The 15,918-nt window shown below is 73.0% G+C and carries 11 protein-coding genes and 1 pseudogene; 5 read left to right on the top strand and 7 right to left on the bottom strand.

What is annotated here, in order from left to right; translation table 11 throughout:
• Positions 1 to 52 precede the first annotated feature (52 nt).
• The gene (locus ACWCO8_RS05075; RefSeq protein ID WP_451030979.1) at positions 53 to 823 is read left to right on the top strand and encodes an IclR family transcriptional regulator; all 771 of its coding nucleotides are present in this window, start codon (positions 53 to 55) and stop codon (positions 821 to 823) included.
• The gene (locus ACWCO8_RS05070; protein ID WP_451030978.1) at positions 820 to 1,677 is read left to right on the top strand and encodes an SMP-30/gluconolactonase/LRE family protein; all 858 of its coding nucleotides are present in this window, start codon (positions 820 to 822) and stop codon (positions 1,675 to 1,677) included. The genes ACWCO8_RS05075 and ACWCO8_RS05070 overlap by 4 nt, the downstream gene beginning before the upstream one ends.
• On the opposite strand, the gene ACWCO8_RS05065 is transcribed toward ACWCO8_RS05070, so the two are convergent.
• From ACWCO8_RS05065 to ACWCO8_RS05055, 3 genes and pseudogenes are all read right to left on the bottom strand, one after another.
• On the bottom strand, positions 1,667 to 2,152 hold the full coding sequence (locus ACWCO8_RS05065) for a hypothetical protein (RefSeq protein WP_451030977.1): 486 nt from the start codon (positions 2,150 to 2,152) through the stop codon (positions 1,667 to 1,669). The two genes, ACWCO8_RS05070 and ACWCO8_RS05065, sit on opposite strands and share 11 nt — an antisense overlap.
• An 898-nt stretch (positions 2,153 to 3,050) precedes the next feature.
• A pseudogene (locus ACWCO8_RS05060) lies at positions 3,051 to 3,637 on the bottom strand (fibronectin type III domain-containing protein); the annotation flags it as partial.
• Positions 3,638 to 3,655: 18 nt separating this feature from the next.
• Positions 3,656 to 4,792, bottom strand: coding sequence for an AI-2E family transporter (locus tag ACWCO8_RS05055; RefSeq protein WP_451030976.1), 1,137 nt, complete (start codon positions 4,790 to 4,792; stop codon positions 3,656 to 3,658).
• A gap of 150 nt (positions 4,793 to 4,942) precedes the next feature.
• On the opposite strand from ACWCO8_RS05055, the gene ACWCO8_RS05050 reads away from it, so the two are divergent.
• Both ACWCO8_RS05050 and ACWCO8_RS05045 read left to right on the top strand, forming a co-directional pair.
• Positions 4,943 to 5,794: a DMT family transporter gene (locus ACWCO8_RS05050; RefSeq protein ID WP_451030975.1), complete on the top strand. Its 852-nt coding sequence runs from the start codon at positions 4,943 to 4,945 to the stop codon at positions 5,792 to 5,794.
• Positions 5,791 to 7,017: an MFS transporter gene (locus tag ACWCO8_RS05045; RefSeq protein WP_362010700.1), complete on the top strand. Its 1,227-nt coding sequence runs from the start codon at positions 5,791 to 5,793 to the stop codon at positions 7,015 to 7,017. Before ACWCO8_RS05050 ends, ACWCO8_RS05045 begins: the two co-directional genes overlap by 4 nt.
• On the opposite strand, the gene ACWCO8_RS05040 is transcribed toward ACWCO8_RS05045, so the two are convergent.
• The 4 genes from ACWCO8_RS05040 to ACWCO8_RS05025 all read right to left on the bottom strand — a co-directional run bounded on the left by ACWCO8_RS05040 (position 7,005) and on the right by ACWCO8_RS05025 (position 13,353).
• Positions 7,005 to 9,908 carry an NHLP bacteriocin export ABC transporter permease/ATPase subunit gene (locus ACWCO8_RS05040; protein ID WP_451030974.1) on the bottom strand — a complete coding sequence of 968 codons (2,904 nt, stop codon included), beginning with the start codon at positions 9,906 to 9,908 and terminating at the stop codon, positions 7,005 to 7,007. The two genes, ACWCO8_RS05045 and ACWCO8_RS05040, sit on opposite strands and share 13 nt — an antisense overlap.
• A 1-nt stretch (position 9,909) precedes the next feature.
• Positions 9,910 to 12,180, bottom strand: a complete 2,271-nt coding sequence (locus ACWCO8_RS05035; protein WP_451030973.1) for an NHLP family bacteriocin export ABC transporter peptidase/permease/ATPase subunit — start codon at positions 12,178 to 12,180, stop codon at positions 9,910 to 9,912.
• A complete protein-coding gene (locus tag ACWCO8_RS05030) occupies positions 12,177 to 12,983 on the bottom strand; it encodes an HlyD family efflux transporter periplasmic adaptor subunit (protein ID WP_451030972.1) in 807 nt (268 codons plus the stop codon). The genes ACWCO8_RS05035 and ACWCO8_RS05030 overlap by 4 nt, the downstream gene beginning before the upstream one ends.
• Before the next feature lie 118 nt (positions 12,984 to 13,101).
• Positions 13,102 to 13,353, bottom strand: a complete 252-nt coding sequence (locus tag ACWCO8_RS05025; protein ID WP_362010705.1) for a hypothetical protein — start codon at positions 13,351 to 13,353, stop codon at positions 13,102 to 13,104.
• 357 nt (positions 13,354 to 13,710) lie between these two features.
• On the opposite strand from ACWCO8_RS05025, the gene ACWCO8_RS05020 reads away from it, so the two are divergent.
• Positions 13,711 to 15,759, top strand: coding sequence for a prolyl oligopeptidase family serine peptidase (locus ACWCO8_RS05020; protein ID WP_451030971.1), 2,049 nt, complete (start codon positions 13,711 to 13,713; stop codon positions 15,757 to 15,759).
• Positions 15,760 to 15,918: the final 159 nt, after the last annotated feature.

Genomic DNA, 15,918 nt, shown 5'->3' with positions numbered 1-15,918 from the left:
ACAACTGACCGGCATACCGAACGACGGCGACACGAGAGGTGGGTGAGTGGCGATGGGACGCCAAGTTCCCGCGGTGGCGAGAGCGCTGGACATACTGGAGCTGTTCCTGACGGGCGACGAGACCCTCGCCGCCCCGGACGTCGTCCGCAGGCTGTGCCTGCCGCGCACCACCGTCCACGAACTGCTCACGACCCTGACCGCGCGGCACTACCTCGTGCCCGCCCCCGAACACCCCGGCCGCTACCGGCTCGGCGTGCGCACGTACCAGCTGGGCAGCCGGTACGCCGAACAGCTCGACCTCGCCGCCGAAGGCCGACAGGTCGCCCGCGAGGTCGCCGAGATCTGCGACGAGACGGTCCACGTCGCCCTCCTGGAGGACACCGACGTCATCTACGTCGCCAAGGTCGACTCCACCCACGCCGTCCGCATGGTCTCTGCCGCCGGCCGCCGTCTCCCCGCCCACTGCACCGCCGTCGGCAAGATGCTGCTCGCCTCCCTGCCGCCGGCCGAACTGGACAGCCGGATCGACGGGCGCGAACTCGTCGCGATGACTCCGCACAGCATCACTGCCCACGACGCGCTCCGCACGGCCCTCGCCGAGATCCGCGAGCGCGGGATCGCCGTCGAGCACCGGGAGTCCAACCCCGACGTGAGCTGCGTCGCCGCACCCGTGCGCGACAGCTCCGGGCGCGTGGTGGCGGCGCTCTCCGTCTCCGTCCCGGTGATCCGATGGAGCGAGGACCGCGAGCGCGACCTCGCTGAACTGGCCGCCAAGGGCGCCGCCGACCTCTCCGAACGCCTCGGTCACCGGGGCGCCCGTTGACGGCCGAACTGGCCGTCGCCGTACGGGAACAGGCGGCCCTGGGGGAGGGCCCCACCTGGGACGCGGCGGCGCGGAGGCTGATCTGGGTCGACATCCTCGGCTCGCGTGTCCACACCTACACGCCGGAGACGGGCCGGCGCACCGTCATGGCCACCGAGCAGCACGTGGGCGCGGCCAAACCGCGCGCCGACGGTGGCCTGGTCGTCAACCTCAGGGACGGGATCGGGAGTTACGCGCCGGACGGCTCCTTCACCTGGCTGCTGCGCGACCCGGTCCCGGGTCGGCGCGCCAACGACGCGGCCGTCGCCCCGGACGGTTCTCTGTATGCGGGCACCATGCGCTACGACGAGGCGCCCGGCGGCGGCACCCTGGTCCGCCTCGCCCCCGACGGCACCGCCCGCGAGATGCTCCCCTCGGTGACCGTCAGCAACGGCATCGGCTGGAGCCCGGACGGCTCCCTCCTCTACTACGTGGACAGCCCCACCCGCCGCGTAGACGTCTGCCCGGCTGACGCCGAAATCGCCACACACCGGCGCCCGTTCGCGACGATCGAACCCGGCGCGGGCTACCCCGACGGACTCACCGTGGACGCGGACGGCTGTGTATGGGTCGCTCTCTGGGACGGCGCCCAACTCCGCCGCTACACCCCCGACGGCGCCCTGGACCGCGTCGTCCCCCTCCCGGTCCGGCGCCCCACGGCATGCGCCTTCGGCGGCCCGGACCTCCGCGACCTCTACATCACCACCGCCCGCACCGGCCAGGCGCGACCGCACCCGCTCGCCGGCTCCCTGCTGGTCCTGCGCGACGCGGGACGGGGTCTCCCGAGCGTTGCCTTCGGGGCGACTACGCCGTGACCCGCGCGTTGTCGATGAACAGGTGCAGCCCGCCGTCCTCCGGACAGCGCAGGCCGACGGATAGCGCGCGCACCGACGCGCTCTCGTCGAGGACCAGCCCGACGGCTACCTGGAACACCTTGTGTCCCTCGGGGCACCAGAAGTAGTCCGTCGGCTCGGCGGCGGGGTCAGGGGTGCCCTCGGTGGGCGTGAGCTTCCACGGGTAGGCGCTCGCTTGCCCGAAGACGCGGGTCACCTCCCCGTCCTGCACCCCGATCGGCAGGAGACAGCCCCAGCAGTGGCACTCGCCGGCCCACACCTCGTACACGGCCGACTCGAACTCCCCCGCACTGCACGCCTCGCACACGACCGACGCCGTCACGACCTGCCCGCCCGGCAGTTCACGCGCTGCCCCGCGCACCATCCGCACCAGCTCGTCACGTCCGGTGTCCCCAGCGCCCACCGGCCCCGCACTCCACCCGTTTTCATGATCCATGACACCCATCCTGGCATCCGGTGCCTTCCGACCCAGGAGCGCGACGACCTCACCCGGCCGGTCAGTCGAGCGCCTCGCGCGCCTTGTCCGCTCTGGCGTGTGCCTTGCGGGAGGCCTCGGCCGCCTTGGTCGCCGCAGCGCGGGCTTCGCGGCGGGCGGACTGCGCCCGGCGCAGCTCTTCTTCGAGGCGGGCCACCTGGGCGTTCGCCTCCGTCGCGCGGGCTTCCGCCGCCCGGAGGTCCTCGTCCCGCAGGGCGGCTTCCGCGGCCGCCTTCTCCGCCGCCTCGCGGGCGCGGGTATCGGCTTTGGAGGGCTTGGCGGACTTGGCGGGCGGGGCGGACCTCGAGGGCTCGGTGGGTGGTCGCGGCGGGAGGCTCTCCGGGGTGATGCCGCCGAAGCCCACCGGGGCCTCCGGGGGCTTCGTGAGGCGGCCGGCCGACCATTCCGCCGCGATGTCCGGGTCGGCGAGCACCGCACGCAGGAGCTGCTCCACCTCCTCCTTCACCGAGGCGCTCAGCGGGTGCCCCGCCTCCTCGGCGAGCGCCGCCGTCGCGCGGACCTCCGCCGCGATGACCTTGTTCCGCTGCCCGGACGCCTCGCGGAACGTCTTCGGGTCCAGGAGCCGGTGGGCCTCCTGGAGGGTCTCGCCGAGCGCGAGCAGCCGCCGGACGTCCTCCGGCCGTTCCCGTACGAACCGGTTCGAGGCCCAGGCGGCGAGGGTGGGCCGGCGCAGCGCCGCGATCCGCTTCGCGCCGGCCGGGTCCTCCGCGCTCCGGGCCTCGGCCGCCCGTGCGTCCCGGGCCGCGACGAACTCGCCCGGCGCCACCCCGTACAGCTCATCGATGACCTGCTCGACGTCCATGGACCTCACTGTGCACGACCGCGCCGCCGCGAGCCGGGAACGGCCCCGCGAGATCGTGGACTGGTCGGTGCCGCCGGTCAGCGGCCGGCTGCCGTCCCAGGCCGGATTGCAGACGCCGGAGGAGAGGATGAACGCCATGGTGAACCACTTGATGCCGGTCGCGTTCATCACCGTCGAGACGGCCGGGGGATTGTCCCAGCCGAGGTAGAGGTACGGTGCAAGCCTGCTTGAAGCCGCCACCGCCACCGCCCGGGTCGGTGGTGACCGAGACGCTGTTGGAGGCGCCGGAGCTGCTCCCGGCCGCGTCGCGCGCCCTCACGGTGAAGGTGTACGCGGTGGACGGCGCGAGCCCGCCGACGGCGGCCGAGGTACCGGTGACCGTGGAGACGACGGTGCCGCCCCGGTAGACGTCGTACCCGGTGACGCCGACGTTGTCGCTCGGGCTCGCCGCCCCGGCGAGGGCCTTCGTACCGGAGTGCGGTGGGGGTGGAGACGACGGAGCCGAGCCCACCGGTGCACGACCAGCCGGAGAGCGTGCCGGCCTCGAAAGCGGCGTTGGTGAGCAGGTTCGCGGCCTGGGCCGACTGGGGCAGCGCGACCACACCGGTCGCGCCGAGCAGCACGCGCCGCGTCCGCGGCGCTCACCCCTCCGTCGCCTCGCCTGCGTCCTTCCCTGCCTCCGAGTCCGCCGCCTCCCCCTCACCCTCGCCGTCACCCTCACCCTTCGCCCCGCCCGTCTCCCGCAGCGCCACCCGTACCGACCAGATCACCGACACCAGCGGCACCGCCACCACGGCGCCCACCACGCCGGCGGCGATCGCGCCCGCGATCACCGAGATCGCCACCACCAGCGGGTGCAGCCGTACCGCCCAGCTCATGACGAGCGGGTGCAGCAGATGGCCCTCGATCTGACCGATGATCACGATCAGGCCGACCACGATCGCCGCGATCCACGGGCCCTGCGAGGCCAGGGCCACGACCGCCGCGACCGCGAGCGCGATCGGCGAACCGATCAGCGGCACGAACGCGGCGACGAACTCCAGGAGCGCCAACGGGACCGCGAGCGGCACCCCGAGGAGCCAGAGGGCGAGCCCGACGAGGGTCGCGTTCACCGCCGCGACCAGCACGATCCCGTGCGTGTAGCCGGTGAACGTACGCCAGGCCGCCCGGCCGCCGACGTCCAGGTGCTCGCGCACGCGGTCCGGCAGCTGGTCCTTCAGCCACACCCACTGCCGGTCTCCCGAGTGGATGAAGAACACCGAGCAGAACAGCGCGAGGGCCAGCGTCGTGAGGACCGCGACCAGCCGGTGGGCGCCGCTCATCGCCTCGCTGATGAGGGCCGAGCGGTGGCTCGACAGGAACTGCCCGATCCTGCTCTGCACATCCGTCAGCGCTTCCGGGTTCAGCCGGAAGGGCGGCCGCTCCAGCCAGTCCTCGATCCGGTCGATGCCGTCCCGGAACTCCCGTACCAGCGTCGTCCGCTCGCCCTCCACCGCCTCACCGACCAGGGCGAGGACGCCCAGGACCAGCGCGAGGCTGCCGAGGAGGGTGAGGGCGACGGCCAGTGGGCGGGGGAGTCCCTTGGCGACGATGTCCGCGACCGGGCGCAGGAGTGCCGTGATCACCAGACCGAGGAAGACGGCGACCCCGATCTCGTGGAAGCGCCCGAGCAGCGCGAACAGGCTGTACACCAGCGCGCCGACGACGAGCAGGCGCCAGGCGTAGGCGGCGGCGGTACGGAGGAACGGGATCACCTGCGGCGGTGTGCCAGGCTGCATTCCGACGACGTACCACCATGGGCCGGGCCGCCCACGCCCGCGGCCCGGGATTCGGCCGACCGGCGGCAGGAGGGGCGCGTACCGGGTGAACCGCGCGCCCCCGCCGGTGTCGTCGCCCGGGCGTCCGGCGGCGACGGTGACCATCGGGAGGTGAGTGTCGTCCTGCCGGTCCTCTTCGCCGTGTGCGCCGCGTTCAGCAACGCGCTCGCCACGGTGCTGCAGCGCCGTGCCGCGCTCACCGTCCGTCAGACCGACTCGTTCCGGCCCGGCCTGATCCTCGATCTGCTGAAGCGCCCGCTCTGGCTCGCCGGGATCCTCGCCGTCATCGTCGCAGGCGTCGGGCAGGCGGCGGCCCTGGCGACCGGCCCCCTCTCGCTCGTACAGCCGCTGTTCGTGCTCGAGCTGCCGCTCGCGCTGCTGATCGCCTCCCTGATGACACGGGAGCGGCTGCCGAAGGCCCAGTGGGGTGCCGTGGCGGCCGTGGTGGTCGGTCTCGGGGTGGCCCTCATGGCAGCCTCGCCCGACGGGAACCGCACGCACGTGCCGCTCGACCGCTGGATCCCGGCGCTCGCGATCGCCGCCGGCGCGGTCGTCGCCCTGACGGTGGCCGGACTACGGAGGCCGGCCGGGCGCGCCCGCGCCGGGTGCCTCGGCGCCGCCACCGCGATCTGTTACGCCCTCACCGCGGGGCTGATGAAGACGTCCATGCACATCCTGGACGACGACGGCCTGGCCGGGTTCCTGACGGCGTGGCAGACGTATGCCTTCTGTGTGGCCGGGATCGCGGCGCTCCTGCTGCTCGAACACGCCATGCAGGGCGGGCCGCTGGTCGCCTCCCAGCCCGCGCTCACACTGGGCGACGCCACGGTGAGCCTGATGCTGGGCATCCTGATCTACGAAGAGGACGTACGCGTGGGCTGGTGGCTCGTACCGGAGGTGCTGGGCGTCGGTCTGGTCGTCGTCGGCGTGTTCGCGCTCGCGCGGAAGGAGGCGCCGGCATGACCGGCGAGGCCGCTCCGACCGTACGGAGCACCTCCCGCCACCCGCGGCGCCTCGGCTATGTCGCGGCGGCCGTCGTCTTCGCCATCGGCATGGCCGGCACGACGATTCCCACCCCGCTGTACGGTCTCTACCGCGAGGAGCTGGGCTTCTCCGAGCTGATGGTGACGGTCATCTTCGCCAGCTACGCCGTCGGAGTCATCGCCACCCTCCTGCTCGTGGGCAACCACTCCGACCGGGTGGGCCGCCGGCCCGTCCTGTGGGCGGCGCTGGGGTTCGCCGCCGCCAGCGCGCTCTGCTTCCTCTTCGAGGGCGGGCTGCCCTTCCTCTTCGCCGGCCGGCTCCTGTCGGGCTTCTCGGCCGGGCTGCTGAGCGGGGCGGGCACGGTCACCGTGCTCGAACTGGCGCGGCCGGACCGCAAGTCCCGCGCGGGCTTCGCCGCGACCGCCGCGAACATGGGCGGTCTCGGCTGCGGACCGCTCCTCGCCGGGCTCCTCGCGGAGTACGCACCGGAGCCGCTGATCCTGCCGTTCCTCGTCCACCTCGGCCTGGTCGCCGTCGCCTGCGTCATCGTGCTCCTCCTGCCGGAGACCGTCGAGCATCCCCGGCTCCGCAGCCGGCTGCGGCCGCAGGGGCTCTACGTACCGCCCGAGGTCCGCAGCGTCTTCACGCCCTCGGCGCTCGCCGCCTTCGCCGGGTTCGCGCTGCTCGGCCTCTTCACCGCGGTGGCCCCGAGCTTCGTCGCGCAGACCCTCGACATCACCAACCACGCCGTCTCGGGCCTGGTGGTCTTCTCGGTGTTCCTCGCCTCGACCGTGGGCCAGTCGTGGACGGCCCGGATGCCCGGGCGGGTCGCCCTGCCGCTCGGCTGCGCGGTCCTGGTGCTCGGGCTGCTCCTCGTCGGCGCGTCCCTGTGGGCGGAGACCCTGCCGCTCCTGGTGGCCGGCGCGGTCTGCGGCGGGATCGGCCAGGGGCTCGCCTTCCGCGCCGGACTGACCGCCGTCGGCGAGGCCGCCCCGCCCGCGCACCGGGCGGCGACGGTCTCCTCGTTCTTCGTCGTCGCCTACACGGGCATCTCGCTGCCGGTCGTGGGCGTCGGCGCGCTGACGATGTGGCTGGGCCTGGACGCCGCCGGGCTGATCTTCACGGGCTGCGTGACCCTGCTCGCCACGGCCACCGGCCTCTACCTGGCGCGGGGCATCCGCGAGCCGGATCAGCGCAGCTGACGGCGGACCAGTTCGTGGAAGAGCCCGGTCGTGTCCGCGAGCAGCTCGGCCGGTGACCCCTGCTGCACGATCCGGCCGTCCGCCATGGCGATCACCCGGTCGGCGTCCATGATCGTGGAAAGCCGGTGGGCGATCACCACCCGGGTGGCGTTCAGGGCCCGCGTGGACTCGATCACCACCCGCTGCGCCTCGTTGTCGAGCGCGCTCGTGGCCTCGTCGAAGAAGAGGACCCTGGGCCTGCGGATCAGCGCCTGGGCGATCATCAACCGCTGCCGCTGACCGCCCGAGATGGTGCCGCCGCCGTCGGACAGCATCGTGTGCATGCCCATCGGCATGGCCTTGATGTCCTCGGCAAGGCCCGCCATCGCGGCCGCCGCCCACGCGTCCTCGAGCGGGAACGTCTCGGCGCCGCAGATGCAGTCGAGGATCGTGCCGGAGAACGGCTGCGCGTTCTGCAGCACGACACCGCACTGGCGGCGCACGGCCGCCTGGTCGAGCGCCGCCAAGTCCTGCCCGTCGTAGCGCACGCTGCCGGACGAGGGCCGGTCGAAGCCGATGAGCAGCCGCAGCAGCGTCGACTTGCCGCAGCCGCTGGCGCCGACGACCGCCACGAACTCACCCGGACGCACCTGGAAGTCGACCCCGTCGAGGACCAGAGGACCGTCATCGGTGTAGCGGAAGGACAGGTTCTCGGCCTCGATCGCCCCGCTCAGCTCGCCGGGCTGGGCGCTGGACCCCCGTACCTCGGGCGTCTCCTGGAACACCGGCCTGACCTGTTCGAACATCGGCTGCACGGCGGCGGCCGACAGGAGCGCGCCGGTGAGCTGGGTGACCGAGGACAGCAGCATCGTCACGGCGGTGCTGAACGTGAGGAACTCACTGGCGGACATCGAGCCCCGGGCCGGTCCGGCGAGGAGCATGAACATCACGAGTGTGCAGAGCGGCAGACAGACCGCGCCGAGCACCGTGAGGACGTTCGCGATCCGACCGACCCGCTGCTGCAGCTCCCGGGTCCGGGCGAACTCGCCCGCCCAGGCCGCGTACGCGAAGCTCTCGGCCGCCGCGACCCGGAGCTTGGGCAGCCCGCGCAGGGTCTGGAACGCCTGGTTGTTGAGCTTGTTGCCGAGCCGGATCAGCCGCCGCTGATAGCGCAGCTGCCACAGCCCCAGGCCCAGGAACACCGCCGCGACGACGGCCAGCATGGCGAGCGCCGCGAGGGCCAGGGGCACGCTGTACACCAGCAGCAGGACCAGGTTCATCGTGCCGACGGTGCCGGCCTGGACGACCACCGGACCGGTGCCGGACAGCACCCTGCGAATTGCGCTGATGCCCATGGCCGCACTCGCCAGTTCACCAGTGGAGCGTCCTGCGAAGAACCGGGTCGGCAGGCGCAGCAGCCGGTCCCAGACGGCGGGCTGGAGCGTGGCCTCGATACGGCCCTCCAGGCGCAGGATGGTGACGTTCTGCAGCAGCATGAAGGCGGCCGAGACGACGGCGGTCGCGAGGATCGCGAGCGCGGTCTGCACGATGAGCCCGGTCTCGCCCCGGGGCACGTAGTCGCCGAGCACCTTGCCCGTGGCGATGGGCACAAGGGCGCCCAGACCGACCGCCACCAGACCGGAGAGCAGCAGCATCCGCAGCTCCGACCGGGTGCCTCGCACGCTGAAGCGCAGCAGCGGAAGCAGGCCCAGCGGCCGGTCGGGCAGCGGACGGTAGAGCATGACGGCGCGCGGCACGACCGAGGAGGCGCCCGCCTTCCCGAGGCGCTCGCGCGTGCCGGTGGCGGGGTCGACGATCTCGTACCGGCCGCGCCGCCACAGGAGCGCGACCGGGGCCTCGTCCGCCTCACGCCGCCCGACCAGGGGCCCGCTGTTCTCCCGCCACCAGCGGCCGTCGAGCCGGACGACCCGGGTACGGATCCGGGAGGCGAGCGCGATGCGCTCGACGGGGTCGAGGCGGCCGGGGAGGCCGCTCGCCTCCGCCGCCCCGGCCAGCGTGATCCGGGCCTCCTCGGCGACCAGTCGGCAGACGGCGTAGGTGGCGTCGTCGCTCGCGCGCCCCCGCTCGCGGGACGCGCCGGAAGCGCCCGACCGGCCGATGGAGGCGAGCAGTGCCCGGTCCGCCTGCGTACGAGCCGCCCGGCCGGCCTCGATCCCGGCCGCCGTGCGGTCCTCGTGGGCGCGCTCGAGCTCCTCGATCCAGCTGTCCAGGGCGTACAGCAGCCGGTACTGCTGGTCGACCATCCCCTGCCACATCGTCGGCTCGACGAGGAGCGTGCCGGCGGCGTCGTCGCCGTACCCCTCGTAGGCGGCCCCGTAGAGGACGCTGCCGGGGGCGATCTGCATCCACAGGATGTCGTCGTCCGCGCCGGCGGACTCGCTGCCCGCGCCGCCGTCCAACGGCGCCTGGTACAGCACCCGCAGCCCGCGCCCGATGCCGAGCGCGAAGGCGTGCTCCAGCGGGCTCAGGCGCGGTTCGGCCGTCCCGTAGGGGTCCTGGTCGGCGTACCACTGACCGCCGTACCACTGGCCCCCCTGCGCCTGACCGCCGTACGGCTGGGCTCCGTAGGCGTACGGCTGCAGTTCGCGCAGCTCCACGCGGCGCAGCAGGCAACCCTCCAAGGGGCGCCCGATCAGCGTGTGCTCGGGGCCGTCCACCGGGCCGAGCAGGAGCGTGCCCGCCTCCAGGCGGCCCAGGAAGTGCCAGGGGCCGAGCTGTGCCGCGTCCACGGCGAACAGGTCCATGGCGCCGTCGACGACGAGCCACAGCACGTGCGGGCCTTCGAGGGGGACGCTGCCCAGGCCGGTGCAGTCGACCGCCGTGCCCAGGCCGCCCAGGGCGGCGACCACGGGGTCGACGCCGACGGTCGTCGGCTGGTGAGGGAACGTCACCTCAGTGCTCCTTGACGAGTTCGGCGTACGCGCCCCCGGCCGCGACCAGCTGGGCGTGCCGGCCGCGCTCCACGACCGTGCCCCGGTCGAGGACGAGGATCTCGTCGCTGTCCCGCACCGTGCTCAGCCGGTGCGCGATGACCACGCAGGCGCAGCCGCGCCGCCGCAGGTTGTCGATGATGATCTGCTCGGTCGCCGCGTCCAGGGCGCTGGTCACCTCGTCGAGGACCATGACGCTGGGGCGGCGCACGAGCGCCCGGGCGATCTCGAGCCGCTGGCGCTGACCGCCGGAGAAGTTGCGGCCGTCCTGCTCCACGCGGCTGTGGATGCCCCCGGGCCGACGGGCGACCACGTCGTACACGGCCGCGTCCTCCAGGGCGGCGACCACGGCCTCATCCGGGACGGAGGGGTCCCACAGCGCGATGTTGTCGCGGACCGTGCCCTCGAAGAGGAAGACGTCCTGGTCGACGAAGGAGACGGAGGCGGCGAGCGCGCTGCGGGGAATGTCCTCCAGACGCATCCCGTCGATCCGGACAGCGCCCTCCCACGGCGCGTACAGGCCCGAGATCAGCCGGGAGACCGTCGACTTGCCGCTGCCGGAGCCGCCCACGAGCGCCACCTGCTGCCCGGGGCCGACCGAGAGCGTGAAGCCCGTGAGCAGCGGGGCGTCCAGCGGGCTGTAGCCGAAGGTGACGCCGTCCAGCTCCACATGGCCCTTGAGCCGCCGGGTCCTGGCCTGCGGCTCACGCCGGGTGTACACCGGGTCGACGGGGAAGTTCTCGACGTCCTTGAGCCGGGCGACGTCGGCCGCGAAGTCCTGGATCCGGCCCGCGACGCCGTTGAGGCGGGTGATGGGCGCGGTGAAGCTGGTCACCAGGGACTGGAAGGCGACGAGCAGACCGACCGTGAGAGCGCCCTCCACCGCGCGCAGACCGCCGATCATCAGGATCAGCGCGCTGTTGAGCGCGGCCAGGGTGGGCGCGACGACCGCCAGCCAGGCGGTGGGCACGCCGAGCCGCTGCTGCACGTCGAGGGTGGTCGCGTGCTGACCGGCCCAGCGGCGGAAGAAGCCGTTCTCGCCGCCGGTCGCCTTCATCGTCTCGATCAACTGGAGGCCGCTGTACGCGGTGTTGGTCAGCCGGGCGCTCTCGGCGCGCAGCTTCTGCGTGCCGGTGGCCCGCAGATGGAGCACGACCCGCATGGCCACCACGTTGAGCAGCGCCACGGCCACGCCGACGACGGTCAGTTGGGGGTCGTACGTCCACAGCAGCACGGCGTAGAGCAGCACCACGACGGCGTCCACGCCGGCGGCCGCCAGGTCGCGGGCGAGGGTCTCGGCGACCGCGTCGTTGGACTGCAGCCGCTGGACCAGGTCGGCCGGATTGCGCTGGGCGTAGAACGTGAGGGGGAGCCTGAGCAGATGCCGCAGGAAGCGGGCGCTGCCCAGGGTGGAGGAGATGATCCGCCCGCGCAGCAGGTTGGCCTGCTGGATCGCGGTGAGCGTCGCGGTGAGGACGAGGGCGGTCGCCATCGCCGCGAAGAGCACGCCGAGCAGCGAGGTCTGGTTCCCGATGAGGAACATGTCGATGTACGTACGGCTCAGCGCGGGCACCCACGCGCCGACGAGCACGAGCAGCAGGCTGGAGACGACGGCGGCCGCCATCGTGCCGGACGTGCCGCGCAGCCGGGCCGGCAGCCCGCCCATGACACCGGGCTTGCGCCCGCCGCGCCGGAACCCCGGGCCCGGCTCGAAGGTGAGGACGATCCCGGTGAAGCTCGTGTCGAACTCCTCCATGGGGACGAACCGGCGCCCCTTGCCGGGGTCGTTGACGTACACGCCCCTGCGGCCGAAGCGGCGCCCCATGCCGTCGTAGACGACGTAGTGGTTGAACTCCCAGAACAGCACGGCCGGGGCCGCCACGTCGGCGAGGGCGGCCAGGTCCATCTGCATGCCCTTGGCCTGGAGACCGTAACCGCGCGCCGCCTTCAGGAGGTTGCTCGCCCGGGACCCGTCGCGCGAGACACCGCAGGCGATGCGCAGCTCCTCCAGGGCGACGAAGCGGCCGTAGTGGCCGAGCACCATCGCCAGGGCGGCCGCGCCGCACTCGACGGCCTCCATCTGGAGCACGGTCGGCGTACGGACGGTCCGGGTACGGCGGCCCGTGGGCACGGGCGCCCGACGGCGCCGGGCGGGCGGGAGCCGGCGCGCCGAGGCCCGGGACCCCGAGCGGGAGCGGGACCGGCCCTGCGGGGACTCGGTGGGGGCGCTCACGGCAGCAGCCAGTCGACGGGCCGCTGCGCGGAGAGGTGGACGGCGCCCGTAACGGGCGTACCGGAGTCGAGCGTGTGCGGCGGGCCGCCCGCGGAGGACCAGGCGTAGCCGGAGGCGGTCGCGGCGGAGCGGTCGAGGGCGACCAGGACGGCGACCGGGTTGCCCTGCCCGGCGAAGCGTTCGGCGAGCCCGCTGTCGCCGAGGAAGGAGCCGATCTGCTCGCGCGTCTGGGGCGTGCGGCTCACCGCCTTGACGTGCCCCCGCAGGACGCCGAAACGGTCGCGCGGGGCGGACTGGACACCGAGGTCGACGGAGGCGCCCACCCGGACGGTCGCGGCGCTGTCGCCCGGGAGGTAGAGGACGGCGACCAGGGGCGCGTCCCGGTCGGTCACGCGCTCCACCGTCGCCACGTCCGCCCCGGTGGTGACGACCTGTCCCATCCGGGCGAAGAGCGTGGTCACCCGGCCGCCGGCCACGGCGCGCACGGGCCGGTCCCCCTGGTCGGTACGGACGGTCAGCACGGGCGCTCCGGGGGCCACGGGGCGGCCCTCCTCGACGAGGACCTCGGTGACCTGTCCGGCGACCGGACTCTGCAGCAGGTAGCTGCCCTCGGCGTGGGTGAGGACGCCGGACGCGCTCAGCTTGGCGGCCACCGTGCCCGTGAGCGCCCAGTAGCCGGCGACGGCCATGACGACGACCGTGACGGCGAGCACGAGGCGGCCCGGCGGGCGCGCGAATCGCACGGGCACATCGAGTTCTTCGGGCGATTGCAGCTTGGAAAGCGCCTTCTGGCGGAACTGCACGGACTATTCCCTCGACTGCATTCGTACGGGCGGACACGGGGGGTGTACGCGGGGAGTACACGGGGTGCCCGCAAACCCCGGAACGGGGAAGTTCCGGGGTTTGCGGGCGGTGTTCGGCTCAGAGGCCGGCGATGCCGGTGATGCCGGTGGCGTTCACGGAGACACCGGTGACGCCCTGGGCCAGGCCGGGGACGCCGCCGGCGAGGGCGGTGACGCCCTGGACCGTCTCGAGCGAGCCGACGGTGCCGAGCAGGCCCGTGACGTCGCTGGTCACGGCGCCGCCGAGGCCACCGGAGACGGAGACCAGACCGCCGGACACGGCGTCGAGGTCGGCGTCGGAGATCTCAACGGTCTCAAGGTCGTGACGCATGATGCGCACCCTTCATTTGTTGGGGGGGGAATCCGTTTCTGCGGCCGCAGGGCGCTGATCAAAGCACGCGAACGGGTGAGTGGACCAATTCAGTTGACGTCGCCACGTGCACGGTTGTGTTCCTGGGGAAACGGCCGTGCCGCCATATTCACGGAACGCCGACATCTTCTCCGCAGGAACGAGTAACACATTTCGAGGCGCCGAAGAGGGCGCGGTACCAACCGGACAGAACGGCGCCGTCCTGACGATTTCCGAACGGCCCGGGTCGAGGAACGGTGAAGGGGGCCGACCTCAACACACGCATGTTGTGCAGGTTTTCGGCAGGTGCGCGCGGCCGAACGCCTGCACAATGCGGAGGTGAGCGATGACGACCCGTACCTGTGGCTGGAAGACGTCGAGGGTGAGGCCGCCCTGGCGTGGGTGACCGAGCGGAACGCCGAGACCGCGGCCGAGCTGGCCGCCGACGACGGCTTCGACGCCCTCAAGGAACGGCTGCGGGAGGCGCTGGACGCCTCGGACCGCATCCCGTACACCGCCCGGCGCGGCGCGTTCCTCTACAACTTCTGGCGGGACGCCGACCATGTGCGGGGAGTGTGGCGGCGCACGACCCTGGAGCGGTACCGCAAGGACGAACCGGAGTGGGAGGTCCTCCTCGACGTCGACGCGCTCGCCGACGCCGAGGGCGAGAAGTGGGTGTGGGGAGGTGCCAGGGTCCGGCGGCCCGAGGACGACCTCGCGCTGGTGTGCCTCTCGCGGGACGGCGGGGACGCCGTGGAGGTCCGCGAGTTCGACCTCGCCGCCCGGGCCTTCGTGGAGGGCGGTTTCCGGGTGGCGGAGGCGAAGACGCGGATCGGGTGGATCGACGCCGACACCGTCTTCGTCGGCACGGACCACGGGCCTGGCTCGCTGACCGACTCGGGGTATCCCCGTACGGTCCGCCGATGGCGCCGGGGCACGCCCCTGGAGAGCGCCGACCTGGTCTTCGAGGCCGAACCGGGCGACGTGTCGGCCTGGGGGCTGCGCGACACCACACCCGGCTTCGAGCGGGACTTCGTCGGCCGCGCGCAGGACTTCTACCGCAGCGAGACCTATCTCCTGACCGCCGACGACGGCCTTGTGAAGATCGACGTCCCCGACGACGCGCGGGCGTACGCCCACCGCGACCACCTGATCGTCACCCTCAAGTCCGACTGGCTCGGCCGCCCCGCTGGCTCCCTGCTCGCCTTCGACTTCGACGCCTTCCTCGCGGGCGACCGCACCCACGAGGTGCTCTTCACGCCGGACGAGCGGACGGCCCTGGCCGGGCACTCGTGGACCCGCCACCACCTCCTCCTGGAGACGATGTGCGACGTCAGCGCCCGCATCGAGATCCTCACGCCGGGAGGCGGCGAAGGCGGCGGCTGGGCGCGCCGGCCGCTCACCGACGTACCGCCGCTCTCCGCCGTCACCGTCGTCGACACCGACCCCGACGTCTCCGACGAGTACTTCCTGGACGTCTCCGGCTTCCTCCAGCCCTCCACCCTCTACCGGGGGACCGTCGGCGGGGACACCGAGATCCTCAAGCAGGCCCCGGCCCGCTTCGAGACCGCGGGCCTAGCCGTGGACCAGTTCTTCGCCACGTCGAGGGACGGCACCCGCGTGCCGTACTTCGTCATCGGCCCGGACCGCACCACCGGGAGCCACGGGCCCGGGCCCACCCTCCTCTACGGCTACGGCGGCTTCGAGGTCTCCCTCACCCCCGGCTACGGATCGGTGCGCGGCCGCGCCTGGCTGGAGCGGGGCGGCACGTACGTGATCGCGAACATCCGGGGCGGCGGGGAGTACGGACCGGACTGGCACCAGGCCGCGCTCCGCGCGAACCGGCCCCGCGCCTTCGAGGACTTCGCGGCCGTCGCCGAGGACCTCGTCGCGCGCGGCATCACCACCCCGGCGCGACTCGGAGCCGCCGGCGGCAGCAACGGCGGGCTGCTCATGGGCGCGATGCTCACCCGCCACCCAGAGCTGTTCGGCGCGATCGTCGCCCAGGTTCCGCTGCTCGACATGACCCGCTTCCACCGGCTCCTCGCGGGCGCGTCCTGGATCGCCGAGTACGGCGACCCGGACGACGAGGCCGACCTGCCCCACCTCCGCGCGCTCTCCCCGTACCACCAGCTCGCCGCGGACCGCGCCTACCCGCCGGTCCTGCTGATGACCTCCACCCGCGACGACCGCGTCCACCCGGGCCACGCCCGCAAGACGGCCGCGCGCCTGCGCGAGCTGGGGCACCGGGTGCTGCTCCACGAGAACACGGGCGGCGGCCACGCCGGCGCCAGCGACAACGAACAGGTGGCGCACAACAACGCCTTGATGCACACGTTCCTGTGGCAGCGGCTCGCCGAAAGTGAAGAAGGCGCAAATATTCGGTGAGTGTTTTCTCGGAGTATTGCAGGTCGTGTTGAACTCGCCGTGGTAGCAAGGAGGCCGGGCTTCCCTTTATGGAATCCGGCCCCCGGGGTATGGTCGACCGCGTTCGCACACCCGTGCCAGGAATTCCGAAAAGGAGAGGGAAAACGGGGCACATTCGGA

The sequence above is a fragment of the Streptomyces sp. NPDC001927 genome (genome assembly GCF_053594455.1).
Note: the sequence above shows the minus strand (reverse complement) of the source record. Positions and strands in the feature narration are given on the sequence as shown.